Raw genomic sequence first — 26,277 nt, forward strand, 5'->3', positions numbered from 1 at the left:
AGCAGGCGGGATAAGCGCAATGGATAAACCCACCCTGATAGTGATTGGCAACGGAATGGCGGGCGTGCGGCTGGTGGAACGGCTGTGCGAGCGTGCGCCGGAGCGTTACCGCATTGTGATCATCGGCGAAGAAAAACAGCCTGCGTATAACCGCATTCTGCTCACGCCGGTGCTCGCCGGTGAAAAACAGTTTGATGACATCGTGACCCATGATGCGCAGTGGTACAAACGTCACAACGTCACGTTTATCGCCGGTGCGGCGGCGACAGAAATTGACCGCACTGCCCGCAAGGTGCGGGCTGGCGGGCAGATGTTTGACTATCACCATCTGGTGCTCGCCACCGGTTCGCGGCCTTTTATGCTGCCGGTGCCGGGCGCACAACTGCGCGGTATTCACGGTTTCCGTCAGCAGCAGGATGTGGAAAACATCCTCAGCGGAGATTACGCCGGACAACCGGTCGTGGTGGTGGGCGGCGGTGTATTAGGCGTGGAAGCCGCTGCCGCACTGGCGTTGCGGGGCATGCAGGTCAGCCTGTTGCATCGCGGCAACCATCTGATGGACAGCCAGCTCGATGAACATAGTGCAGAACTGCTTCGCGCCAGCCTCGCCACGCGCGGCATTACGTCCATTTTACAGGCGCAGACCGTGGCCTATGCCGGTGACCCTGCCGGGAATGTACGGGCGGTGAGGCTCAGCGACGGGCGTGAAATTCCCGCGCAACGCGTGGTGGTAGCTGCCGGTGTCCGGCCCGATATTGCCCTGGCGCAGGCCGCCGGACTGGACTGTGATCGCGGCATTCTGGTCAGCGACATGCTGCAAACCTCCGACCCGGCTATTTCGGCCATTGGCGAATGTTGTCAGCAGGGGGAACTGACCGCCGGTCTGGTCGCGCCGTGCTGGCATCAGGCTGAGGCGCTGGCGGCCCGTCTGGCCGGTGCACCAGTGGTTTCTCCGGTGATGCACACGGTGCCGCTGCGCCTGAAAGTGACCGGCATTGACGTGTTCTGTGCCGGTGAACTGCACGGCGGCGACGGCGCACAAATTCACACGGTATCTGACCCGGTTGACGGTCATTACCGCCGCCTGTTGCTGCGTGATAACCGGCTCACCGGCGTGTTGCTGTGGGGTGATATCAGCGACGGACCGGAATATTTCGCCCGCATCAGCCATCCCGCCAACTGCCAGACGCCATTGAGCATATTCAGCCCCGGCGATGAACCGGCCATTAAATCAGAACAGTTACCCGCCGAGGTAACGAGGAGCACTGCAATGTCGAAACCCGTATTAGTCATGGCCGGACACGGCATGGTTGGCCACCATTTTCTGCAACAACTTGTCGAGCGTGAACTGCATCTGCAATATCAGGTAATTGTGTTTGCAGAAGAAAAATCACCGGCCTACGACCGGGTGCATTTGTCCGAGTTTTTCTCCGGTCGCAGCGCGGAGTCGCTGTCGGTCGTAGAAGAGGGTTTCTTTGCGTCGACCGGCATTGAACTGCGCCTCGGGCACAGCATCGGTCATATCGATACCCGTCACCGTTTTGTGGTCGATCATCAGGGGCGGCAGACGGCTTACGATTTGCTGGTGCTGGCGACCGGTTCTTATCCGTTTGTCCCGCCAATTCCGGGCAACGATGCGCCGGGCTGCCTGGTTTACCGCACGCTGGACGATCTGGCGGCGATTCAGGCCTGCGCTGCCACCGGCAAAACCGGTGTGGTGGTGGGGGGCGGTTTGCTGGGGCTGGAAGCCGCAAACGCGCTGAAACATCTCGGGCTGCAAACGCATGTGGTGGAATTCGCCCCACGGCTGATGGGCGTTCAGCTTGATGAAGGCGGTGCGGCGATGCTGCGCCGTAAAATTGAAGCGCTGGATGTGCAGGTCCATACCGGCAAAGAAACCCGCGCTATTGTGGCCGGAGAAGCCAGTCGTTATCGCATGGAGTTTGCCGACGGCGGTCATCTCGAGACCGATCTGGTGCTGTTCTCCGCCGGTATCCGTCCGCGGGATCAGCTGGCAAAAGAGTGCGGGCTGGAGGTCGGGCCGCGTGGCGGTATCGTGATTAACGATCAGTGTCGTACCTCTGATCCGGCCATTTTTGCTATCGGTGAATGTGCCTTGTGGAACGGGCAGATTTTCGGTCTGGTCGCCCCCGGCTATCAGATGGCGCGCACGCTGGCCGATACGCTTTCCGGCAGCGAGGTGGCGTTTAAAGGCGCGGACATGAGCACCAAACTGAAACTGCTGGGCGTAGAAGTGGCCTCAGTCGGCGATGCACATGGCCGCACGCCGGGCAGTCAGAGTTATAGCTGGGTCGACGGTCCGGCGGAAGTGTACAAAAAAATCGTGGTCTCGCAGGACGGCAAACGCCTGCTCGGCGCGGTGCTGGTCGGCGACAGCAACGAATACAGCACGCTTTTGCAGATGATGCTTAACGATATGCCGCTGCCCGCCAGTCCGGAAAACCTGATCCTGCCCGCCAGCGCCGGTGCAGCGCCACAAACGCCGGGCGTCGCGGCATTGCCGGACGGTGCGCAAATCTGTTCCTGCCATAACGTCAGCAAATCAGATATCTGTGACGCGGTGAAGGGCGGTTGCGGCGATATGGCGGCGGTCAGAGCCTGCACTAAGGCGGCGACAGGTTGCGGCGGCTGTGCAGCGCTGACCAAACAGGTGATGGAATTCGCACTCACCGAAATGGGCGTTGAAGTGAAAAAAGACGTCTGCGAGCACTTTGCTTATTCCCGTCAGGAAATTTATCACCTGGTGCGCATGGGCAATATCCGCAGCTTTGCTGAACTGATTCAGAAACACGGTCACGGCAGCGGCTGTGAAATCTGCAAGCCGCTGGCGGGATCCATTCTGGCATCCTGCTGGAACGATTACCTGCTCAAACCGCAGCATTTGCCGTTGCAGGACACCAACGATCGTTATTTCGCCAATATTCAGAAAGACGGTACCTATTCCGTGGTGCCGCGCATTCCGGCTGGTGAAATCACGCCTGACGGGCTGATCGCCATCGGTCTGGTCGCCAAACGCTACAACCTCTACACCAAAATTACCGGCGGGCAGCGGGTGGATTTATTCGGCGCCCGCCTCGAACACCTGCCGGAAATCTGGCAGCAACTGGTGGACGCCGGTTTTGAAACCGGTCACGCCTACGGCAAATCGCTGCGCACGGTGAAATCCTGTGTCGGCTCAAGCTGGTGCCGCTACGGTGTACAGGATTCCACCGGCCTGGCGCTGCAACTGGAGAACCGCTACAAGGGGCTGCGCTCCCCGCACAAAATCAAAATGGCGGTCTCGGGTTGTACCCGTGAATGCGCCGAAGCACAAAGCAAAGACGTGGGCGTGATTGCCACCGAAAAGGGCTGGAACCTGTACGTGTGCGGCAACGGCGGCATGAAACCGCGCCACGCTGATTTACTGGCGCAGGACATGAGCACGGAAGATCTGATCCGCACCGTAGACCGCTTTCTGATGTTTTACATCCGTACCGCTGACCGCCTGCAACGTACCAGCACCTGGATGGATAATCTCGAGGGCGGCATGGATTACCTGCGTCAGGTGGTGCTGGAAGACAGTCTGCACATCGGCGCAGAACTGGAAAGTGAGATGAACGCGGTGGTCGGCACGTACCAGTGCGAATGGCAAACCACGCTGGCAGATCCGGACCGGCTGGCGCTGTTCCGTCCGTTCGTCAACAGCAGCGAGCCGGATGAAGCGGTGGTGATGGTGACGGAGCGACAGCAGGTTCGCCCCGCGACGTCGCAGGAACGCGCCGGTCTTTCCTTCAGCGCCGTTTCTCAGCCGGTGATGGCGGTGCAGGGCTGGGTGGAGCTGTGCGATCTCAGCGCCATTCCGGCCAATGCCGGTATGGCGGCGCGGCTGGCTAACCGGCAGATTGCGCTGTTCCATTTGCCGGAGCATCCGCAGCAGGTTTTCGCGCTGAGTAACCATGAGCCGGACAGCGATGCCAATGTGCTGGCACGCGGGCTGGTGGGCGATGTGAAAGGCGAGCCGGTGGTGATTTCGCCGCTGTACAAACAGCGTTTCCGTTTACACGACGGGCGCAGCGTGGACGACGCGCAACTGGCGCTGAGCGTCTGGCCGGTGAAAGTCGAAAATGGCCGTGTCTGGGTGCAGGAACAGCCGGGGGTGAAAACCGCTGAAACCATTGCGACGGTCAGCGTATGAAAAGACCTCCGGCAACAGCACCGGCGCTGACCACTTGTGCTTACTGCGGCGTGGGATGTGGCGTCAGCATGGAACCGCAGACCGGGGGTTTCAGCGCCCGTGGTGATAAAACGCATCCGGCTAATCACGGACGACTGTGCGTAAAAGGCAGCGCGCTGGGAGAAACGCTGGGGTTGCAGGGGCGGTTGTTACAGCCGGAAATCGACCGCCAGCCGGTAAGCTGGACGCGGGCGCTTGATACGGTCGCGCAGCGGTTACAGGCGGTGATCGACGAACAGGGGCCGCAGGCTGTGGCGTTTTACGGTTCCGGCCAGTTGCTGACTGAAGATTATTATGTCGCCAATAAACTGATGAAAGGCTTTATCGGCGCGGGAAATATGGATACCAATTCGCGGCTGTGCATGGCCTCTGCCGTGGTGGGTTACAAACGCGCGTTCGGGGCCGACGCGGTGCCGTGCAGTTATCAGGATCTGGAACGGGCCGACTGCGTCTTGCTGACCGGTTCGAATACGGCATGGGCACATCCGGTGGTGTATCAGCGGCTGGCGCAGGCCAAAAAGGACCGGCCGGAGATGCGCATTATTGTTATCGATCCGCGCCAGACCGCCACCTGTGATATCGCCGATTTGCACCTGGCGTTACGCCCCGGCAGTGATGCGGCGCTGTTCTGTGGTGCGCTGAACGCGATGGCGGAGAGCGGAAAACTCGACACCGCTTTCCTGCAACGCCATACACAGGGGGCTGAAGACGCATTGCGGGCGGCACGGGACTGGACAGTGGCGCGTACCGCCGCGTATTGCGGATTGCCTGTGGATCAGTTGCTGGCGTTTTATCAGATGTTGGGCGACAGCCAGCGGCTGGTGACGCTGTATTCGATGGGGATCAATCAGTCCGGTTCCGGCGTGGATAAATGCAACGCCATTATTAACCTGCATCTGGCGACCGGCCATATCGGGCGCGAGGGGTGCGGACCGTTTTCAATCACCGGCCAGCCGAACGCGATGGGCGGACGGGAAGTCGGCGGACTGGCGAATCAGCTGGCGTCGCACATGGGCTTTACGCCGGAAGATATCAGCCGCGTGGGGCGGTTCTGGCAGAGTGACAACGTCACACAATCAGCCGGACTGAACGCCGTGGAGTTGTTCCGCGCGGTGGAAGAAGGCCGGATAAAAGCGGTGTGGATCATGGGCACCAATCCGCTGGTGTCGCTGCCGGATGCCGACCGGGTACGGGCCGGACTGGCGAGCTGCCCGCTGGTGATCGTCTCCGACATTATGCGCGACACTGATACCACCCGTGCCGCGCATATCTGCCTGCCCGCGCTGGGCTGGGGCGAGAAAAACGGTACCGTGACCAATTCTGAACGTTGTATTTCACGCCAGCGGGCGTTTCTGCCTGCACCGGGTGAGGCGAAACCGGACTGGTGGATCCTCAGTCAGGTCGCGCAGCGTTTAGGGTTTGCAGAGGCATTTTCGTATCAGCATCCGGCAGAAATTTTCCGCGAACATGCTGCGCTTTCCGGTTTTGAAAATCACGGTTCGCGGGCGTTTGATATCAGCGGGCTGGCGCAGCTTTCGGATGAGGAGTGGGACACCCTGCAGCCTGTGCAGTGGCCGGTGAATGCCGCCAATCCGCAGGGCACGGCGCGGCTGTTTACGGATAACCGGTTCTTTCACCCTGACGGCAAAGCGAAACTGATCGCCATCACGCCAAGGCTGCCGGTAAATTCGCCGAATGCGGCGTATCCGCTGATCATGAATACCGGCAGGGTCCGCGACCAGTGGCACACGATGACGCGCACCGGTAAGTCAGCGCGTCTGATGCAGCACATCAGCGAGCCGTTTTGTCAGTTTCATCCTGATGATGCGCCGCATATCCAGCCCGGTGATCTGGTACGCGTTGCCTCCTCGCACGGCTGGTTGTTGCTGCGCGCCCAACCCGACAATCTGCAACCGCGCGGCAGCGTGTTTGTGCCGATGCACTGGAACAGCCGGTTCAGCCAGCAGGCGCGGGTCGATGCACTGATTGAAGCGCATGTTGATCCGCTGTCGGGACAGCCGGAAAGCAAACATATGCCGGTCAGCCTGAGCCGCTGGCCTGCCGCGTGGCAGGCCGAACTGTTTGTGCGTGGTGAAAATATTACGCCACCGGTGACCACTTACTGGAGCCTGATCACCCAGCCGGGTGTGACCCACTTTACACTGGCCGACTCTTCGCTACCGGCAGACTGGATGGCGTGGCTGAAGGAGTCTTACGCCACGGACAACCTGCTCTGCCAGACCGCGCAACTGGGCGATGACGGTTTCAGCCTGCTGGCCTGGTCTGACGGCGCGTTACAACTGGCGTTCTATGCCCGCCGCAGGCCGCCGTCACCCGACCGGCAGGCGGTGCTGGCGGCATTCACCACACCGCCGCACACGGCGCAACAGCGTCTGGCGTTGCTGGCAGGCCGTGCAGGCCGTGATAAAGCGCCCGCCGGTGCCATCATTTGTAGCTGTTATTCCGTGGGGGAAATCCCGATCACTGAAGCCGTCCGCCAGGGATGTCACAGCGTGCAACAGCTTGGCGAAAAACTCAAATGCGGCACAAATTGCGGCTCATGCATTCCTGAACTCAAAAAAATCATTGCCGGTCAGCTCGCCACGCTGACGGCGGGAGACAGCCAATGAACAACATTCCCGAAAGAACATTACAGATGCAGCAGATCGCGCAAATTCTGGCGGGTGCCCACCGGCGTAATCCGGTGTGTCGCGGTGAAGTCTGGCTGGTCGGCGCGGGGCCGGGGGATGTCGAGCTGCTGACCCTGAAAGCGCTGCGCGTGATCCAGCAGGCGGATGTGGTGGTGTTTGACCGGCTGGTGTCTGAGCCGGTGATGGCGCTGATCCCGGACGAGGCGCTGCGCATTGATGCCGGTAAATCGACGCGCAATCACACGCTGGGACAGGAGGAAATTAATCAGTTGCTGGTCAGTCTGGCGCTGGCCGGGCATCGCGTGGTGCGCCTCAAAGGGGGGGATCCGTTTGTGTTCGGTCGCGGCGGCGAGGAGATGGCACATTGCCAGCAGCACGGCGTAAGGTGCCACATCGTGCCCGGCATCACGGCGGCGATGGGGTGTGCGGCATCCACGGGTATTCCGCTGACCCACCGCAGTCTGGCGCAGTCAGTAAGGTTTGTGACAGGTCACGGGGCACAGGGAGAGCCGGATGTTGACTGGCGGGCGCTGGCCGAAGCGCGTCAGACGCTGGTGTTTTATATGGGCATTGCCAACAGCGAAACCATCAGCCACCAGCTGATGGCGCATGGCTTACCGGGGACGACCCCGGTCGCCGTCATTGAGCGCGGCACCCGGCCGGAACAGCGGGTGCTGACCGGCAGGCTGGAAACACTGGCAGACATGATCCTTACCGGACAGGTGCAAACGCCTGCGCTGCTGATTGTCGGTGAGGTGGTGGGGATGTACCGGGGAGAGGGGCAACGTCAAGACCGTGGGTTGCCACTCACACCGGCCCAAAGCGTTTTAACCGAACCTCTTTGCAGTCCTGCGTTTTTTTAACTGCGCGCTAACGCTGGCTGGCTATGCTTCAGTTACCGCAGTGACAGGCTGGAAATCTTGCCGCTGCGCGGTGCCTTCTCCCGGTCCTGGAGCCTTTGTTCTCCAGGCCGCTCCGTTCAGCAAGCTTTCTGAATCGGCAGCACGCACAACTCCCCCGCACGATCATCCGAAAAGCTTATGCTTAATTGATCCATCTATATCCTTTTTTGTTAGTGGCATCGACCTCATTCCTTATGCAATCCTCTGACTCACAAAAGAAAAAAAATCAAATCTCCTGCTTTGTAAATTTGGGGCGCAAGCCCTCTGCAGACTATTCATAAGGAAAAACGATGGCCGCTATTCAGTTTAATCAACGTCAAATGACAACAAGCAAAATTGCTGCCGGGCTGGTTCTGGCAATCAGCACGCTTTCCACCTTTGCCGCCCATGCGGACCAACTGGCGGATATCAAAAAAGCCGGTGTTGTGAAAGTCGCGACTTTCGATTCCAATCCGCCGTTTGGGTCTGTGGATGCGAAAACGCACGATATTGTCGGCTATGACGTCGATTTCGCCAAAGCGCTGGCGAAAACCCTGGGTGTGAAATTGCAACTGGTACCGACCAATCCGGCCAACCGTATTCCGTTGTTGCAGTCCGGCAAGGCGGATCTGATTGTGGCTGATATCACCATCACGCCGGAACGCGCGAAAGTGATCGACTTCTCCGTGCCTTATTTCGTCACCGGCCAGCAGTTCCTGGTGCCCGCCGGATCGCCGGATAAGCTCGATGCGTATGCTACGGCGCGCATTGGCGCGGTGAAAGGCACCACCGGTGAGCAGGAGTTGCATAATCGCTTCCCGCAATCCCGCGTGCTGTCTTATGACGATATTCCGCTGGCGCTTTCCGCTTTACGTAACGGCAACGTGCAGGCGATTACCCAGGACAGCACCATTCTGGCCGGTCTGCTGGATGGCGCGCCGGACAAGGCGAAATACAAAGTGTTGCCTGAATTGCTGAGCAAGGAAGAGATTGGCGTTGGCGTGAAAAAAGGCGAAACCAGCCTGCTGAAAGTGGTCAACGACGAGCTGCTGAATCTGGAGAAAAACGGCCAGGCGGTCAGCATTTATAACGTCTGGTTCGGCCCGCAGACCAAATCTCCTCAGCCGCGTCTGTTCAAAATCGAAGCCAAATAATCTGTTTTATGCAAGGTAAGGCACATGCCGCAAGACACTTACTCAACCGCAGCAACGTCTGCGGTTTTTTCACATTCATCCGCCGGTAAAACCGCTGCCGTCGAATTTCGTCAGGTCAGTAAATCTTTTGGTCCGCATGAAGTGATCCGCAACGTTGATTTGCGTGTGGACAGCGGCGAAGTGGTGGCCGTTTGCGGGCCTTCCGGCTCCGGAAAATCCACCCTGATCCGCCTGATTAATCAGCTTGAATCCGCCTCAGGCGGCGAGATCCTGATCGACAATCTGCCGACGCGAAACCTCAAAGGTGCGGCATTACGCCAGTTGCGCACGCATATCGGTTTCGTGTTTCAGCAGTTCAATCTGTATGCCCATCTCACCGCCGAAGACAACGTCAGTCTGGCGCTGATCAAAGTGCATGGCTGGAAGAAAAGTGAAGCGCGGGAAAAGGCGCGGGCGCTGCTGACGCGTGTCGGGCTGGGGGATAAAGCGCGGCATTATCCCGAGCAGCTATCCGGTGGTCAGCAACAGCGCGTGGCAATTGCCCGGGCGCTGGTCACCGATCCGAACATTATTTTATTTGATGAACCGACTTCAGCGCTCGATCCGGAAATGATCGGCGAAGTGCTGCTGGTGATGCAGGAGCTGGCGAAAAGTGGCATCACCATGATTGTGGTGACGCACGAAATGAGTTTTGCCCGTGAAATCGCCGACCGGGTGATTTTCATGGATGGCGGAGAAATTCTCGAACAGGCGCAGCCGGAAGATTTCTTCCTGCGTCCGCAACATCCGCGCGCGCAGCGGTTTTTGCAGAAAGTATTGTTTCCGCTGCATCCGCAGGCAGGAGCAGAGCGATGATCTGGCATCCTGACTGGGCGGGTGTGCTGAGCGGTCAGCCTTTGCAATGGATTATCTCCGGCTTTCTCACCACGCTGTATGTCAGCCTGGCGGGAAGTCTGATCGCTACGTTACTGACTGTGCTGCTGATTGCGCTGCGCCTGAGTACCTCGCGTATTGCACGCGGCGCGGTGGCGGCGTTCGTCTCTGTTTTCCGTAACACGCCGCTGCTGGTGCAACTGCTGTTCTGGTATTTCGCGGCGTATGGCGCGCTGCCGCAAAGCTGGCGTTTTTACATTGGCGACAATCATCCGTGGGCGACGTTTCCGGGCAACATTGCCTGGCTGACGCCGGAATTTTTGTGTGCGGCCTGGGGGCTGGCGCTGTTCACGGCGGCGTTTCTGGTGGAAGAAGTGCAGGCGGGTCTGAATTCCGTGCCCAAAGGCCAGACTGAAGCGGCGATTTCGCAGGGGTTTAGCCGCAAGACATTGCTGCTTTCCATTCTTTTGCCGCAGGCGCTGACCAATGCGTGGCAGCCAGTCACCGGCCAGTATCTGAATCTGATGAAGCTTTCCTCGCTGGCGACCGGCATCGGTTTTTCGGAACTGACGTATCAGGTCAGTCAGATTGAAAGCTATAACGCACACGCCTTCGAAGGGTTTGCGGTCGGGACATTGCTGTATCTGGCGCTCGGGCTGATCCTCGGCGGGCTGATGACGGCGTTTGGTCCGAAACGTCCGCAGCGCAGGCCGCAGGCGGCAATGACGGAGGAAACCCGCGATGGAATTTGACTGGTCTGTTTTGCAGGATAATTTCACTTATCTGCTGTGGGGAAGACTGGCTGACGGTGAGCCGGGCGGGGTGTTGCTCACATTAATTATGGCGGCATCGGCGGGCGTTCTGGCGTTACTGGCCGGGGTTTTGATGGCGGCACTGGCGTGGCGTTTCGGCGGCTGGACGCGAAAAATTCTGTTTATCTGGGCGTCGTTTATCCGTGGGATCCCGCTGATTTTCGTGATTTTTTGGCTGTATTTCCTGCTGCCGGTGGTGTTTGGCGGATCGATCCCCGGTCCGCTGACGGTGATTCTGGCACTGGCCTGGTTTACCTCGGCGGCGGTGATGCATTCGACGCTGGCGGGTCTGGAAGCCTTGCCGCGCGGGCAAACCGAAGCGGGGATCGCGTCCGGCATGAGCTACGGCAAAGTGTTGTTGTTCGTGCTGTTACCGCAGGCGTGGCCGAATCTGCTGCCGTCCTATCTCGGACTGCTGATCTCACTGGTGAAAGACACGTCGCTGGCGTTTATCGTCAACGTGCCGGAACTCACCACGGTGGCCGGACAGGTGAACAACCGGGTGCAAATTTACCCGGCAGAAATCTTCCTGCTGGTCGGACTGATGTATTACCTGCTGTGTGTGACGCTGGCGTATCTGGCGGGGAGGGTAGTAAGAAAAAACAAAACAGCGTGAACGATTAAACAGTTGTAAGTGAAGGATAAGGATATGGATAACCGGGAGCCGTAAATAACCTCCGGTTATCCAAAATGAGTACAATAAAAATCAGCTCTGTTTTTTTATATCCTTACCCCATAACTTCAACCAAGGCGCAGTTTCAAAGTCTTTGGGGTAATTACTTTTTTCTTCCTCCTCGTCTGCAAATAAGTCGCGGAAATTTTTAACAAATCGTTCTAATGAGCTTAAATCTGGTGTGTAACCTCTATGTGAGTAGTTTAGTATTGGAAGCACACTTCCTTTGCTTTGTTCCATTTGTGCCATAAATGCATGAGCGCTTATATAGCCCGTAAGTTTTTCATCTAATCTGTACCAGCTATTTTTTTCATAGAAGTCAGGGCTAACTGCTTTATTATTGTAAAGATATAACGTGGCATAAGAATTTTTAGCGTTAGTTGAGATCGGAAAATGGGGATCCATGTTGTTCACGATACTGGCTGAATAATGCTTTGCAATATCACGTAATAACCTGGGTTTGACATGCCGGATGAATATTTCATAGGGAATGTAGGCCCACGCTGACCAGAATTCCATTAAAACAGAAAATTCTGCACTTTCCAGAATTTCAATATTGTCTATGACATGCAGGCTGCGTGAATCTGGCATTGAAATTTTTAATAAAAAACCAGAATATTCTTTAACCTTATTGAGCAAGTTTTTATATTCTGTATCAGATATTGCTGCAACTAAATCACAGGTGCTTCCATATTTCAAATCTTCGGAGCCCCATATTATACCGTGCACAGCAGCATACTTCAGTACGTATGAAGGGTCGAATGCAAACGCTGTACGTTGTTCTGCTTCGGCCTGATTGTGTATTGCTGACCACTTTACGGCTTCAACATCGTGGTCCAGTCGTTCGCTTTCCGGCCAATCTTTGAGATGATTTTTGCGGTCATTCATTAAGAGTTTTTCTAACCATTCCGCATTTTTTCGCACTTCAGTTTGAGTCCAGCGAACAAAAGATTCATCTGGTTCAATGATCTTTTGCTGCAATACAACGATCGGTGCGGCTCCTCTATGGCAGTTTCCTTGTAAGCAGGCCGCGGTATTAACATCTTCCTGCAATGCTGTCATGCGCACACGCAGCGCCTTTGTTTGATCTTGACTGTTACACGCAAAATGTTCAAAGCATGATTTTTTTAGCGGATTGCTTATATCATTGAAAATAAACTCTTTGGTTCTTGTATTAGGACAAGCCAGTGTTGTTCCCACTGCTCTTAATGCTTCACGAAAGTCTTGACGCGGTAAATTATGCGTGCCTTTTGCACTTACTACGGCAATTCTTGGACGCATCCAGATATAAAACTGATCTAAATCATCCCTGTCTTTAGGTTTATTATCCGAAAGATAAACTCTTCCTCCGTGGTGCGGTGCTTTAAGCACATCAACTCCAAGACCAGCAGGATATTCTGAGCAAATCCAGGACCAGTTTTCCTGATCCCCGGTTAAAACGATGCGTCTGCGTTGACTACCGTCCAGTAATGCATCAATAACAATAACCAGCGAGGTATCGTTTAAAACGGAATTACCAAAAAAATTAGGTTCAGAAGTATTATCACGATATTTCTTTATTCTTTGACCTATGTTGTTTTGATTACGCAGATTGTTATCCTGATTACTCACCGGAGAAAAATTATCTCGTGAGAGCGCATTCATGGTGTCGAATACATTTGCCGCCTCGGAAAATTGCTCCTCCTCTTGCCATGATTCACCCCGTATAAGCCATTCATGGGGCAGTGATTCATGAGCCAGTAATGTTTCAAGTTCTGAATAGGGGGCGCTATAAAGACGTTTTATCATTTTCCGTGCAGGTGAAATAACGGAAACCGTCACATTGCCATTGGTTTGAAAACGATGTTTATAGCCTTCAAGAGGATAGATAACAGGGATCTTTCTTGTATTAGCTTCATTCTCAAGGCCTTTTGCTTTGGAAACAGCGTCTTGCACTCTTGGTGCAAATAACCAGCTAAGCCTTTCAAAAGCCGGTAAACAGGGCAGCCAGAGTTCGCCGATAGTAATGTCTGTTTTTTTTAGCAGTGAGTGAAATCCCCCCTGATGGTCGTGATCAATGTGGCTTAGAACAACCACATCAAGATCCTCACTTCCGTCTTCTTTTTTATGGTCATTCAGGTGATCGGTTAAAGCTTGAGGCAAAGAGACACCACCGTCATATAACAGGCGAAAGGCGACTTTACCATGATGGTGAAGCTCTACCAGATGACAATCACCATGGCCAACCCCAAAGGTTATAATCTCGAAACTGTCTGCTGGCAATGTGGGTATAATCGAGCTCATCACAATTCCCTATAATTTCAATTATTTACTTGTTTTCATGTATCACAGATATTGTTTACATCAAATGCATAAGTGGTGATTATTAATCGATAATACGCACATTCCGGACTGGAATCCAAAACCCCGCCTGTTTCGGGCGGGGTTTTGGAGCGGAAAGCCACGGTAAAAATGCGTTTATTGTCTTTTGCTGACCGAGGTTAATTCCGTATCCACACTCAGATCCCGGTCAAACCATTTTTCGGAAATCTTCTTCAATGTGCCGTCTGCCCGTAATTCACCGAGTGCGACATCCACTTTTTGTTTCAGCGCTTCTCCGCGCGCATCTTTTCTGAATGGCAGGGCGACCTGTTTCAGGCCAAAGGGTTCTCCGACGACTTTCAGCGGCAGATTTTTACGCTTGATTTGCCCGAGCAGGATCACCTGGCCGGAAACATACGCATCGACTTTTCCCTGCGCCACGCTGTTAACCACCACATCCATACCCTCAAAGGTCACCAACCTGATTTCGTTTTTCGGGTCAAATTCTTTCAGGACTTTGCCATAGTTCGAACCGAGATCGGCGGCGACCGTTTTCCCTTTCATGTCCTGTAAACCGTGAATAGTGGTGTTGTTTTTACTGACTGCCAGTTGCGCCGCAGAGTAATAGTAGGGCGCTGAATAATCATATTTCTTGCGCCGCTCCGGCGTGTCAGCAAAATTGCCCACGGTATCCACTTTGCCGGTTTCCAGAGAGCCAAGAACGCCCACCCAGTCGGAGGTTACCCATTCAACTTTGTAGTGGATCTTGCCGGCGACGGCGTTGAGAATATCCGTGCTGAATCCTTTGATGGTGTCGCCCTCTTTAAAATAGTGCGGATAACCGTCCGGTGTCGCGCCCACCCGCAGAACGGGTTGATCATCCGCTTTGACGGCGGGTTTATCGCAGGCAGTCAGTAAAAGGGGAAGGGATAAAATAGACAGTGTTAACAATCGCATATGAAAATTTCCTGTTTAACCGGCATAGGGTTTGCCGAGATGTTTTTCGAGGCGACGTTGTAACTCACTGAAAATGATGGTCAGCGCCCAGTAGACCAGCGCCACAGCGAAATACGCTTCGAAGAATTTCAGCGACTCTGTGGCCACCATTTTTCCTGCAGCCAGCAGTTCGCTCACGCCTAAGGTGAACGCCAGTGAGGAGTTCTTGATCAGGCCAATATAGACGTTGCCGGTAGCCGGAATCGCATTGCGGCAGGCTTGCGGAAACAGGATACGGCTGGAGGCTTTAAACATGCTCAGCCCGGAGGCCAGAGAGGCTTCCAGTTGCCCTTTATCGACGGAGTCGATAGCGGCACGGAAGATTTCCGCCAGATAGGCAGACGTGTTTAAGCTTAAACCGAGGATCACCGCATTCATGGCACTCAGTGAATTCATCGAAGGGATAATTTGCGGCAGACCAAAATAAATAATCAATAACTGTACCAGTACCGGCGTACCACGAAAGAATGAAATATAAAGATGCGCGAAAGCCGCGGGTATTTTACCGGCCCTGAGTAATAAGGCGAAAATAATGCCCAGAACGGTTGCCAGCAGAATGGAAAGAAATGAAATCAGCAAAGTCACGGGAAGATAGACGAGGATCTGCGGAATAACGCCGAGCATATAAGGGAAATCAAAATTCATTGTGAAAAGTTCCGTTTACGGCCATCAGGTAAAATCATGTAAAAAAGAACGGGTGCGGTTTCCGGAAACGGTCTGGAATATTTTTGCCGGTTCGCCTTGTTCGATAATATGACCGTGCTCCATGAAAAATATCCGGTCAGAAACATTGCGGGCGAACCCCATTTCATGCGTGACGATCATCATGGTTAAGTCGCGACCGGCCAGCCCTTCAATCAGGTTCAGCACTTCACGGCGCATTTCGGGATCCAGAGAAGACGTGGGCTCATCAAATAAAATCACCTGCGGATCAACGGCCATTGCGCGGGCGATACCGACGCGCTGCTGCTGTCCACCGGAAAGAGTGCCGGGATAGGCTGCCGATTTGTGCGCCAGCCCCACCTGCGCCAGCAATTCCTGACCCCGTTCCCGCGCCTGCGCTTTATTCAGTTTTTGGGTAAAACGTAAGATCTCAGTGATATTTTCCAGTGCGGTTTTATTTTTAAACAAATTGTAGTGCTGAAAAACCATGGATGTCTGGCGGCGAAAATCGCCCGTTTGTTTGCGGGTAAGGGTTGCAGCATTAATGTGTTTATCACCAATCTGCATCAGGCCGGAATCCGGCCTGACCAGCAAATTCAGCGAACGTAACAGGGTGGATTTCCCGGAACCCGAAGGGCCAATAATCGATACCACTTCCCCTTTTTTTACAGTGAAATTAATATCCGACAGAGCAGGGAACTGGTTAAATGATTTATTCAATCCGCTGACCGTTATCATGCGTACTCCCGCACAGAAACAAACTGATTCTCCGGCTCACTTAACCCCAGATTCCCCCGCAGGGTCTGTGCCTCATAGTCCGTCCGGTACAATCCCCGCGCCTGCAAAATCGGGATCACACGGTCGGTGAAATCATCAAACGCCGTCGGGGTGCCGCCCCGGACGATAAAACCGTCGGCCGCACCGGAGGTAAACCAGTGTTCCAGACCGTCGGCGACATCTTCGGCGGTACCGGAGAAGGTCGGTCGTGGTGTCGCGGCTTCCAGTGCGGCCTGACGCAGGGTTAATCCACGTTCACGGGCGTTGCGTTTGATCTCATCTGTGGTGCTGCGGAAGCTGTTTTGCCCCAAATCACCGATGTCCGGGAACGGCGCATCCGGATCGTATTGCGCAAAATCGTGATGCTCAAAGTAGCGGCCAAGATAATCCAGTGCGCTTTCCAGCGTCACCAGTTGGGCGGTTTCCTGATATCGACGTTCAGCATCGGCAGGCGACTCACCGATAATCACGCTGATGCCCTGAAAGACGCGGATGTCTTCGGCGGCACGGCCGTTTTCCACCAGCTGACGCTGTACATCGAGACGAAATGCGCGGGCCAGTTCGGGGGTTTCCTGACGGGTGTAAATGGCGTCAGCGGCTTCGGCAGCAAAGGCTTTGCCCTGTTCCGACGCCCCGGCCTGAAAGACGATCGGACGGCCCTGCGGGGAGCGTCCGACGTTCAGCGGCCCCTGCACCGAGTAGTATTTGCCGTGATGATTGAGTGTGTGCAGTTTCTCCGGCACAAAGAACTGACCGGTGGCTTTGTTGCGCACAAATGCATCTTCTTCCCAGGAATCCCACAGCCCTTTCACCACGCTGACGTATTCACTGGCGATGCGGTAACGCTCGTCATGTTCCGGGTGCTTATCGCGGGAGAAGTTTTTCGCCGAGCCTTCCAGCGGCGAGGTCACCACGTTCCAGCCCGCCCGGCCACCGCTCAGATGATCGAGGCTGGCGAACTGACGCGCGACGGTAAACGGCTCGCTGTAGGAGGTGGATAAGGTGGCGACCAGTCCGATTTTGCGGGTGACCAGCGACAGGGCAGAAAGCAGGGTAATCGGTTCAAAACGGTTGAGGAAATGCGGAATAGATTTCTCAGTAATATAAAGTCCGTCGGCGACAAATAAGAAATCAAATTTAGCCTGTTCAGCTCGTTGCGCTAATTGCTGGCAGAACTGAATATTAATACTGGCATCAGCAACCGCATCCGGATGACGCCATGCAGACATATTTCCGGATGCGCCCTGAATAATGGCACCCAGGCGTATTTGTTTTTTCTGACTCATTGTTTCATCCTTAAGAATATATTATTCAGCCGCCGTTAAACCAGCGTGCGTAATTCAGCGATGGAGCGCACCAGTGGCGCCTGCTCCTGTGCTTCGAATGCCTGCTGGTTGAGAATTTTGCGCAGATAGACCAGTTCGACACCCAGCGGGTTGGTCGCGGTATGAAATGGCTCATAACCCCGTCGCTGATATAACCCGGTCAGCCACGGATGTTTCACCGCCGTTGCCAGATACACCGCCGGTGATTTCAGCGTGTCACGCAAAAACGTCTCTTCCACGTAGCGGATAATTTCATTGCCAAATCCCTGGCCTTTGGCATGTTCTGCCACCGCAAACCAGTGCACAAACGGCCACGGTGCAAGATGATTTTTTGCCGGTGTCCACAAAAAACGGGTGGTCAGCGTCGCCGTCAGTACGCCGTCGTTTTCCAGCACATAGGTGGTTTCATTGCGGATAACATCCCGCACGTCTTCAACGCTGGCGCGGGTGATGGTGAAATGAATGTTATGTTCCAGCAGCGGCGCGTAAGCCTTTTGCAAAAGGCTGTGCAGCGCCGCTGCTTCAGACTCCTGAGCAAGGCGGATCACGTGGCTCATATCCAGTTCCTGTTGTTCGCAACACATCGTTAACAACGATTATTAAAGTCAGGAACAAACGATGTAAAACAACAATAGTTGCTATGCAGTTGCGGGAGATGGAATAGGGGATGGGGTGGCCGCCCATACGGGCGTTAACTTCAAAGTCAAAACCGTGGGCGTCGGCCCACACCGACTTGGGGGGCGGCCTGCCGCCGCCCCCCAAGATCCCCCGGGCTCTTTCACTAATACCGCCGGACGAGGTTATAAACCGCGCTGACAATCCGTTTCGTCAGCATGGCGGTGAGGCTCATAACAAATTTTCCTGACGTTCCAGCCAGCGGGTGTGGCTTTTTTCATCGAGAACTTTTTTCATGTACAGCGTGGTGTGTCCTTTGCCGATGTCTCTTTCGAAGACCGGCTGAAAACCCAGTTTCAGGTACATGTCACGCAGCCACGGATGGCTGGTGGCGGTGCCAAGCGAGTAAGCCGGGGCTTTCAGTTCGCGGATCAGAATGTTGTCTTCCAGCCAGTCCAGCAGCTTTTTGCCGAGACGCTGACCGGCGTAATCCGGATGCGTGCCTAACCAGCCAATATGCGGCAGGCCTATGAGTCCCGGCATTGCACCCCACGGGAAGCGCAGGGTGACCGAAGCCACCATCCGCTGGTCATCAAAGAGCGCAAACACTGCATGATCGTTGAGATGTTGTGTCACGCTTGCCAGATCGGCGGTGGCAGCATCAAACTGAATCCCGAGTGCTTTGATTGGCGCATAGGCGTCCAGCATCAGCGCCAGATAATCGTGTTTATCATCCAGCGTCAGCCGCCTGAAATGTTGTGTCATAACCCGGATCCCTCAGAAGAAGTCAGATGACCGGACTGCACGGCAAAGCGGATGACCTCATCAACTTTTTGCGCGGCGCGGCCGGTGTAATGAGCCGGATCTCACCCGTGGTCAAGATCCCGTTCAGTAATATTGGCCGCCAGCACCGGATGTGCAAGCAGAACAGTTTTAAAAGATGGCTGTTTTTCAAACTGAAGCGTATTCCGGTGCGATCAAGTATGACGCGCACGGCGTGTATTTAGGCGCGATGTATACCCAGGCGTATAAAGCGTCCCGCTTCGGTTCTGTTTCTGATGTATACGTTTTGAATGTTTAAGCCGTGTCTGAGAAGTAAAAAAGGCGATGTATGTTGCCTTTTTTACTATCACGCCAGGCACCTGTCAGGTGCTTATTTAATCCGGACTGCTTTTATGCATGCACAGGGGGGAAAGCTTTCTCCAGAGATTTAATGAGGTCAGAGAAGAAGGTGTTATTTAAAGAAGTTTTATTATAAATCATATAGACCGGTAACTTTGGAAGATTAAAATCTACAGCTACCGGACGTATCTCATACTGATTTTTGTATTGTTCATAGGCATGGAGAGGAACGAACGCCAGAGTATCAGTAGCTTCAATAATGGGCATCGCAGATCCGACATACCCGACAGAATAGCGGATTTTCCTTTTCATTTTTGTTGTCTTCTCAAGTTGCCTGGCGAAATTAATTCTGACCAGGCTTTCATTATTAACAAACGTGAAATCTTCCTTCATCAATTCCTCCGGCAACGCTTTCTCATTAACTCTTGGGTGATTTTTAGCACATATCACAACCAAAGGTTCTTCGTACAGCAAAAATGTATTTCGGGATAAGTTATTGTGCGGGTTTATATCAAATACGATGTCCGTTTTACGGAATGTCAATAAATCGTCTATTGTCGAAAGAGAATTTCCTGCGGTGGTATGAACAACCTTACAGTCCGGCGCGATCTTAGCGACCTGCCTGATTAAAGGTCCCAGAATAGTCAGGGATAAATAGGGTGGGCAGTTGACAGCCAGGCTTGTAATGGTTGACGGGCTATCAATCTCCTGGAAACGGGCTAATAAATTATCATAAGATTCAAACAATTTATCATGAATGCTATTCGCCGTTGTTGTAGGGAAAAGGCTTTTCCCTTGCCGGACGAATAATGGATCAGAAAAATGATCTCGTAAGCGTCCCAGCGCCTGACTGACAGCCGAGGGGGTGAGCCCCAAAATATTGGCCGCTTTGGTAACGCTGCCATGAATGTAGACAGACTCAAACATTGTTATTAGATTGAGGTCAAAGCCTTTAACAGCATTAAGACGTTCGGTATTATGAGTTGCTTTCATATTTTTCTCACTTTGTTGTACAGAAAGATAAGGTCATTTAAACCCGTGCACTTAAAAGTGTAGTTTTGAATTCTGATTTTTCGAGATATTAAAAATAACTATGAAATTATTTTATGAAAAGATGGTAAATTCAATAATTTACCCATAACCATCATCATTTCTACATGCGCTATAAAGCAGGGGTGGTTGCGTTATAACTTTATAATATACCTGATGGCCGACGCTACTTTTATTAATGAATTTTTAATTATCATGGTGTTATTAAAATCGATTAGGAGTTTTTTTATAAGGTAATTATTTGTTATGACACATGTAATTCGAATCCTTTAACAAACTTAAAGAATCTTTCAGTTCACTGTGTTTATTTCATGGCTCGTAATGTGAATAATGCGTCTCCCCTGTTTATGGATTCAGGGAATTAAATCACGATTTCAATGGAGATATATTTTGAAAATTAACACATTTTTTAAGATGAGCGTACTGGCTGCCGGCATGGTTGCCGCACTGGGCGCAAACGCGGCTGACGGCACCATCAACGTTGGCGGTACTATTATTGAGACCGGCTGTCAGGTGGATGCTGCCAGCATCGCAGCTCCAGTTGCTCTGGGGGACATGGCGTCTACAAGTTTCCCAACAATTGGTTCAATTTCTGCCAAAAAAGATATTAACGTTGTGCTGACTGAATGCCCGGTAACTCAAAGTGGTGTATCGCTGATTGCACTCGGTGCTGCCGATGCGACTAATAATGAATTACTCGCGCTCAATGATGAATCAACTGCAGCCGGTCTCGGTATTGCTCTGTATAACATGGATGGTTCATTGATCCCGATGAATTCGTCCTCTGCAGTTGCATCCATTAATGCTGAAACCGGTTCGGCAACGATTGCGATGCAGGCCGCTGCGATGTCAACGGCAGAAAAAGTTACCGCCGGTGCTTTCACTGCAACCACTAATTTCTCCCTGACATATAACTAATATCCGCTGTTAATAATTAAGTTTTTAAAAAAACTGTTTATTTTTATTAACCCGGTTCAAAGGATTAAACCATATTATGAAAAAATTAAGTTTTGCTGTTGCGATGATGTTGGGTATGGGGTTAACGGGCGCTCAGGCTGCTGAAACTGGCACTCTGAATTTCTCAGGAAATGTTACCACGAGGACATGTAGCATTGACAGTGCCAGCCTGAATACAACCCTCTCTTTTGGTAATTTAGCAAAAAATAGCATTTTGAGCTTGGCTGCAATAGGTGATACTAATGCTCAGCTGACAAAGCCTTTTAATATAAAGTTAGTGGATTGTCCGAATGGCACACCTATCTCTGTAAAGTTTGATGGAGATCCGACTTATTTCGATGGGAACGTTCAGGGTTACAGAGATAATAAAACAGCCAATCAGGTGAACATTGCAGCTATGGTTTTTGATGCTGATTCTGGCGCTAAGGTTCTTCCTAAGCAATTTGTTAGCAAGGGTGTTGCTATCGAAGGGGTTAATGACCTGAAATATAATATTTCATTAACCAGATATGCAACTTCTGCAGTAGTCACTAATGCTGGTGATTTTTCCATGGCTATCAACTACACGATGTCTTATGAATAAGATTAATATTTAATGACTGTGGCTCTTATTTTCCTGTGAAGAAAGAGCCATTCTTTATAGAGGGTTAAAATGAATATACTATCTAAGCTGTGTTTAGGTACAGCGTTTTTGTGCGTTTCGATCTCGGCTTCTGCGGGGTTTTCCGTTGGTGCAACCCGCGTTATCTATAATGGTAATGTGAAAGAGGCTTCCCTTTCTGTTAAGAATACAGAAGACTCAAATGTCTATCTTATCCGCTCCTGGGTGAGTTCTGACAAAAAAGGGGAAAAGGTTCCCTTTATTACGACTCCACCATTATTCCGCATAGAACCAGGCCAGGATAATGCTGTGCGTATAACTCAGACATCCTCTTCCTTAGCGCAGGACAAAGAGTCCATCTACTGGCTGAACACGCTTGCCATACCACCTGCGACGAAAGAAAAGAACTCGCTCCAGTTTTCCATTAATACCCGTATCAAATTGATTTATCGTCCGACAGCGTTGAATAACAAAGAGGCGATTGCAAAAGCTTATCAGCATCTGACTTTCTCCCGCTCAGGCACCATTGTCACCGCCAGTAACCCGACGCCTTATTATGTCAGTATGACCAAAGTCAGCATCAATGGTCATGAATTAAAAGACGGCTATATAGTTCCGCCAAAATCTTCATTGAAAATCGATAATGCTCCGGTTGGAAACAATATTAGTTGGCAAGCTATTAATGACTTTGGTGGACTGACAGAAAAAGCCAAAGCATCAATTTAATAAGTCGAGCGACTCAAATCAGGAAAGATTGTGAAGTATGGAAAATAATAATATTAAAAATCGTCAGGGAAAAGACAGTATCAGAATAAAAGGGACTAAAACAAAAAAAGGTATGCTGCAACGTAACTCAGCCGCCCGCTTTTTTTTATTAAAACCCTTATCATTTTTCATATTGTTATCTTTACCCGGATTGACTTTCTCCGCTGAAACTTTTAACCCTGAGATGCTTAAGTCCATCGGTGACGGTGGCGATTTACAAGGTGTTAATCTGGATTATTTCGCCGAAAAGGGCGGGCAAATGCCCGGCACCTATCAGGTTGATGTTTATCTGAACAACCAGCAGGTTGACTCACGCAATGTCGAATTTGTCAGCCTGCCGGATGCGCCGGGTAAACTTTACGGGGCGATCACGCCCGCGGAGATGGCGGATTACGGCGTTAAACTGGATGTTTTCCCGGATCTGAAAGCCGTTGCACCTGACGCAAAGCTGACCAGGCCACTGAGCGCCTATGTGCCGCAGGCCACTGAAAACCTGGATTTAAACCGTAAGCGTTACGACATCACTGTACCGCAAATCGGGGTCAACGTCCGTCCGCGTAACTCGGTTGATCCGAAGCGCTGGGATAACGGTATTCCCGCGTTCATGCTGAACTACAGCTATTCCGGTTCAACAACGCAACGCGATAACAGCGGTCAGTCGCAAAGTAACTTCGTTAACCTGCGCAGCGGGGCAAACCTCGGCGCGTGGCGCCTGCGTAACTATTCGACCTACAGTGATCAATTTACTGAAGGTTCGCACGGCGGTGAAGACACCAGTACCCGTAAGTTTGAGTCGATTAATACTTATGTGCAGCGTGACGTGCGTTTCCTGCAGGGTGGGCAACTGACACTGGGTGAGTATTCCACGCCTGCCGATGTCTTTGACAGTATTCAGTTTACCGGTGCGCAACTGGCCTCTGACGACCAGATGTTGCCTGATTCCATGAACCAGTTTGCGCCTACGGTGCGCGGCATTGCTAAATCTAATGCGCAGGTGACCATTAAGCAGAATGGTTATGTGATCTACCAGACTAACGTGTCACCCGGCCCGTTTGCGATTACGGATTTATACCCGTCGGGCAACGGCGGTGATATGGAAGTGACTGTCACCGAGTCCGATGGATCCGCCACTAAATTCAACATTGCCACCAGTTCCGTGCCGATTTTACAGCGCGAAGGCCGTTTCAAATACAACATGGCGCTGGGAAAATACCGTACCGGGAATGATGACACCGAGACACCGAACTTTATTCAGTTGTCCAATATTTACGGTCTGACCGCACGTACCACCGTTTACGGCGGCGTGCAGTATGCCGAAAACTACCGTGCCGCTAATGTCGGCGTGGGTTTTGACTTAGGTTCAGCGGGTGCGGTGTCATTTGATGCCACGCAGGCCACCAGTGAGTTTGAGGATTCAACCGATACTCAAAAAGGCCAGTCCTACCGGGCGATGTACGCCAAAAACTTCGAGGCAACCGACACTAACCTGCAAATCGCCGGTTACCGTTACTCCACCGAAGGTTACTACGCTTTCAGTGACGTACAGGATTACCAGCAAGAAACTGACAGTGATTTCGATAACTACAACCGCTCGCACAATCAGCGCAGCAAAATGCAGGTGTCCGTCAGTCAGTCGATTGGTGATTACGGTTCGATTTATATCAGCGGCAGCCAGCAGGATTATTGGGGCGGTGACGGTAAAGAACAGCTACTACAGTTGGGCTACAACACCAGCATTTACGGCATCTCTTACGGCTTTAACTACAACTACTCGAAAAATCCGGGTATGACTGAAGCGGATCAAGTATTTGCTTTCAATATGTCAGTGCCGCTCGACAGATTCATCGGGTCCTCAGGGGCATCGGCAACCTACAACATGAGCAGCAAAAAACACGGTTCGACCGTTCAGCAGGCCGGCGTCAGCGGGACGTTATTGCAAGGTGACAACCTCAGTTATTCCGTCCAGCAGGGCTACGAAAATCAGGGCAACGGCGCGTCCGGTAATGCCAGCATGGATTACAAAGGCGGCTCCGGCGAAGGTAACCTCGGTTACAGCTATGACCAGGATACCCGTCAGTGGAGCTACGGCTTGCAGGGCGGCGTGCTGATCCATGAAAACGGCATCACGCTGTCACAACCGCTGGGCGATACCGTGACGCTGGTGAAAGCGCCGGGGGCTGATGACGTCAACGTCGAAAACAACAGCGGCGTGCACACCGACTGGCGCGGCTATGCCGTGGTGCCGTACGCCCAGCCATACCGCAAAAACAGCGTGACGCTGGAAACCGAGAGCTTCGGCGACGATGTGGATATGGACATGAGCAGCCAGACGGTCATTCCAACCCGCGGTGCCGTAGTGCGTGCAGAATTCAAAACCCGCGTCGGCCAGCGTGCTTTAGTGCAATTGCTGTTTATGGGTAAACCGGTGCCGTTTGGTGCCACCGTCAGCCTGCTGGATAACGACAGCACCGTCACCGGCATAGTCAGTGACAACGGCGAAGTTTACCTGACCGGCCTGCCGGAAAGCGGCAGCATCATGGCGAAATGGGGCAACGGTAGCAATGAACAGTGCAAAGGCACTTACTCGCTGACCAGCAGCAATGCCAGTGACCCGTCTGCGCTGATTAAACAAATTACGGCGCAATGCCACTGAGGCATGAGGAAGTAACATGAAGAATTTATATGCTATTTTAAAAAAAACCGGCTTCGGCAAGATGGGAATACGGTCAATACTGGCAGTACTTTTGTTGATCTGTGGTGTGCATAACGCCATGGCGCTGGGTGTTTGTGACTATCCCTCCACATTTGGGAAAGTAACGGTAGATCGTCAAATTACAGCAATGCAAAGCCAGCCTGTAGGCAGCGTGCTCGCAACTAACACCTATAAACAGCTGAATCTACTGGCCAATAGCTGTACCGGTGATTACATGTTAAACAATATTCCAAATACTTCTGCCTTTCCAAATGGTGGTCTAGCAACTAACGGGATTTATAACAGTGGGGTCACGGGAGTAGGAATACGCGTTACTATAAATTATCAACAAGTTTATCCTGTATATATTGTCCAAACCCACACAGGGGATGGCACTACCCCTATTTATCTCTCCAACGTAAAAGTTGAGTTCGTTAAAACGGGGGAGATCGTTCCCGGCAAGGTAACCTCGGGTAATCTGGCTTCAGTTGTGATGGTGGACAGTGCAGGCAACAAAGATGTCTTTAAAGTAAACATAGGCACTGTCGTCATTAAGCAGGCATCTTGCGAAATCACCGGCTCAAGCGCGATCCCTGTGCCAATGGGTGACGCCAAAAAGGAAGATTTTAGTGGCAAGAACTCAACACTCCCCCCGGTGGACATCAAAATCCCTCTGCAATGCTACGCAGACACGACGGTCAATATCAGCTTCGAGGCCCAATCTTCTCTGGGTAATGGCATTATTGATTTGACCAAAGGGGGTGCGGAAGGTGTAGGGATACAGCTAAAACTTAATAGTAAACTGGTTGAATTCGACAAAAAGACATTTGTCACCAAGACAACTCAGGAAGGCGCATTCGACATTCCGCTGACTGCGGCCTATATACAAACTGCTGATACAATCAAACCGGGCACCGCCAATGCGGTGGCGAACTTCACCGTAACCTACGAATAATATGCACTCATAACCGGCGGCTGATCCTTGAGAGATGCCGCCGCACTTCACTCTGGTACTGACCTTATCCTGCCTGACCTTCAGCATCACACTACCGCCTTCAAATAGCTGCCCCAGTAAAAACTGCAACGCCTCTCGGCAAGATTTCTGAACCGCCCACGATCTTGAATCTGAATTCGA

21 protein-coding genes are annotated in these 26,277 nt (G+C 52.5%); 13 read left to right on the forward strand and 8 right to left on the reverse strand.

What is annotated here, in order from left to right; genetic code table 11:
• Window positions 1–19 precede the first annotated feature (19 nt).
• The 7 genes from nirB (at window position 20) to LC431_RS10600 (ending at window position 11,221) form a co-directional block, all read left to right on the forward strand.
• Complete coding sequence (gene nirB / locus LC431_RS10570) at window positions 20–4,195, forward strand: nitrite reductase large subunit NirB (RefSeq protein WP_223509787.1); 4,176 nt, start codon at window positions 20–22, stop codon at window positions 4,193–4,195.
• On the forward strand, window positions 4,192–6,864 hold the full coding sequence (locus tag LC431_RS10575) for a nitrate reductase (RefSeq protein WP_223509788.1): 2,673 nt from the start codon (window positions 4,192–4,194) through the stop codon (window positions 6,862–6,864). Before nirB ends, LC431_RS10575 begins: the two co-directional genes overlap by 4 nt.
• A 26-nt stretch (window positions 6,865–6,890) precedes the next feature.
• Complete coding sequence (gene cobA, locus LC431_RS10580) at window positions 6,891–7,748, forward strand: uroporphyrinogen-III C-methyltransferase (protein ID WP_370633806.1); 858 nt, start codon at window positions 6,891–6,893, stop codon at window positions 7,746–7,748.
• A gap of 359 nt (window positions 7,749–8,107) precedes the next feature.
• Window positions 8,108–8,920 carry an ABC transporter substrate-binding protein gene (locus LC431_RS10585; RefSeq protein WP_370633801.1) on the forward strand — a complete coding sequence of 271 codons (813 nt, stop codon included), beginning with the start codon at window positions 8,108–8,110 and terminating at the stop codon, window positions 8,918–8,920.
• A gap of 24 nt (window positions 8,921–8,944) precedes the next feature.
• Window positions 8,945–9,775, forward strand: coding sequence for an amino acid ABC transporter ATP-binding protein (locus LC431_RS10590; RefSeq protein WP_013575691.1), 831 nt, complete (start codon window positions 8,945–8,947; stop codon window positions 9,773–9,775).
• A complete protein-coding gene (locus LC431_RS10595) occupies window positions 9,772–10,545 on the forward strand; it encodes an amino acid ABC transporter permease (RefSeq protein WP_013575690.1) in 774 nt (257 codons plus the stop codon). Before LC431_RS10590 ends, LC431_RS10595 begins: the two co-directional genes overlap by 4 nt.
• Window positions 10,535–11,221: an amino acid ABC transporter permease gene (locus LC431_RS10600; RefSeq protein ID WP_013575689.1), complete on the forward strand. Its 687-nt coding sequence runs from the start codon at window positions 10,535–10,537 to the stop codon at window positions 11,219–11,221. Before LC431_RS10595 ends, LC431_RS10600 begins: the two co-directional genes overlap by 11 nt.
• Before the next feature lie 90 nt (window positions 11,222–11,311).
• Here the strand turns inward: LC431_RS10600 and LC431_RS10605 are convergent, their stop codons facing one another.
• The 7 genes from LC431_RS10605 to LC431_RS10635 all read right to left on the reverse strand — a co-directional run bounded on the left by LC431_RS10605 (window position 11,312) and on the right by LC431_RS10635 (window position 18,720).
• Window positions 11,312–13,561 (reverse strand): MBL fold metallo-hydrolase, encoded by a 2,250-nt coding sequence (locus LC431_RS10605; RefSeq protein ID WP_013575688.1) that lies wholly within the window; start codon window positions 13,559–13,561, stop codon window positions 11,312–11,314.
• Between the two features lie 174 nt (window positions 13,562–13,735).
• A complete protein-coding gene (locus LC431_RS10610) occupies window positions 13,736–14,536 on the reverse strand; it encodes an amino acid ABC transporter substrate-binding protein (protein ID WP_013575687.1) in 801 nt (266 codons plus the stop codon).
• A 15-nt stretch (window positions 14,537–14,551) separates the two neighbouring features.
• Window positions 14,552–15,220: an amino acid ABC transporter permease gene (locus LC431_RS10615; RefSeq protein ID WP_013575686.1), complete on the reverse strand. Its 669-nt coding sequence runs from the start codon at window positions 15,218–15,220 to the stop codon at window positions 14,552–14,554.
• Between the two features lie 24 nt (window positions 15,221–15,244).
• Window positions 15,245–15,976 (reverse strand): amino acid ABC transporter ATP-binding protein, encoded by a 732-nt coding sequence (locus LC431_RS10620; RefSeq protein ID WP_013575685.1) that lies wholly within the window; start codon window positions 15,974–15,976, stop codon window positions 15,245–15,247.
• On the reverse strand, window positions 15,973–17,301 hold the full coding sequence (locus LC431_RS10625; RefSeq protein WP_223509790.1) for an LLM class flavin-dependent oxidoreductase: 1,329 nt from the start codon (window positions 17,299–17,301) through the stop codon (window positions 15,973–15,975). Before LC431_RS10625 ends, LC431_RS10620 begins: the two co-directional genes overlap by 4 nt.
• A 35-nt stretch (window positions 17,302–17,336) precedes the next feature.
• A complete protein-coding gene (locus LC431_RS10630; RefSeq protein ID WP_112198456.1) occupies window positions 17,337–17,897 on the reverse strand; it encodes a GNAT family N-acetyltransferase in 561 nt (186 codons plus the stop codon).
• Window positions 17,898–18,186: 289 nt separating this feature from the next.
• Window positions 18,187–18,720, reverse strand: coding sequence for a GNAT family N-acetyltransferase (locus LC431_RS10635; RefSeq protein WP_112198455.1), 534 nt, complete (start codon window positions 18,718–18,720; stop codon window positions 18,187–18,189).
• Between the two features lie 26 nt (window positions 18,721–18,746).
• On the opposite strand from LC431_RS10635, the gene LC431_RS10640 reads away from it, so the two are divergent.
• Window positions 18,747–18,962 carry a hypothetical protein gene (locus LC431_RS10640; RefSeq protein ID WP_223509807.1) on the forward strand — a complete coding sequence of 72 codons (216 nt, stop codon included), beginning with the start codon at window positions 18,747–18,749 and terminating at the stop codon, window positions 18,960–18,962.
• Window positions 18,963–19,128: 166 nt separating this feature from the next.
• Here LC431_RS10640 and LC431_RS10650 read toward each other — a convergent pair whose 3' ends face one another.
• Window positions 19,129–20,070: a LysR family transcriptional regulator gene (locus tag LC431_RS10650; RefSeq protein ID WP_223509792.1), complete on the reverse strand. Its 942-nt coding sequence runs from the start codon at window positions 20,068–20,070 to the stop codon at window positions 19,129–19,131.
• 447 nt (window positions 20,071–20,517) lie between these two features.
• On the opposite strand from LC431_RS10650, the gene LC431_RS10655 reads away from it, so the two are divergent.
• The 5 genes from LC431_RS10655 to LC431_RS10675 all read left to right on the forward strand — a co-directional run bounded on the left by LC431_RS10655 (window position 20,518) and on the right by LC431_RS10675 (window position 26,097).
• On the forward strand, window positions 20,518–21,045 hold the full coding sequence (locus LC431_RS10655; RefSeq protein ID WP_157962145.1) for a fimbrial protein: 528 nt from the start codon (window positions 20,518–20,520) through the stop codon (window positions 21,043–21,045).
• Window positions 21,046–21,121: 76 nt separating this feature from the next.
• Window positions 21,122–21,667: a fimbrial protein gene (locus LC431_RS10660; protein ID WP_112198453.1), complete on the forward strand. Its 546-nt coding sequence runs from the start codon at window positions 21,122–21,124 to the stop codon at window positions 21,665–21,667.
• A 69-nt stretch (window positions 21,668–21,736) separates the two neighbouring features.
• Window positions 21,737–22,411 (forward strand): molecular chaperone, encoded by a 675-nt coding sequence (locus tag LC431_RS10665; protein WP_112152411.1) that lies wholly within the window; start codon window positions 21,737–21,739, stop codon window positions 22,409–22,411.
• A 112-nt stretch (window positions 22,412–22,523) separates the two neighbouring features.
• A complete protein-coding gene (locus LC431_RS10670; RefSeq protein WP_112152426.1) occupies window positions 22,524–25,103 on the forward strand; it encodes a fimbria/pilus outer membrane usher protein in 2,580 nt (859 codons plus the stop codon).
• 16 nt (window positions 25,104–25,119) lie between these two features.
• Window positions 25,120–26,097, forward strand: coding sequence for a fimbrial protein (locus LC431_RS10675; protein WP_112198452.1), 978 nt, complete (start codon window positions 25,120–25,122; stop codon window positions 26,095–26,097).
• Window positions 26,098–26,277: the final 180 nt, after the last annotated feature.

This window comes from Rahnella sp. GSA61A (assembly GCF_019969905.1).
Lineage (GTDB): Bacteria > Pseudomonadota > Gammaproteobacteria > Enterobacterales > Enterobacteriaceae > Rahnella > Rahnella aceris.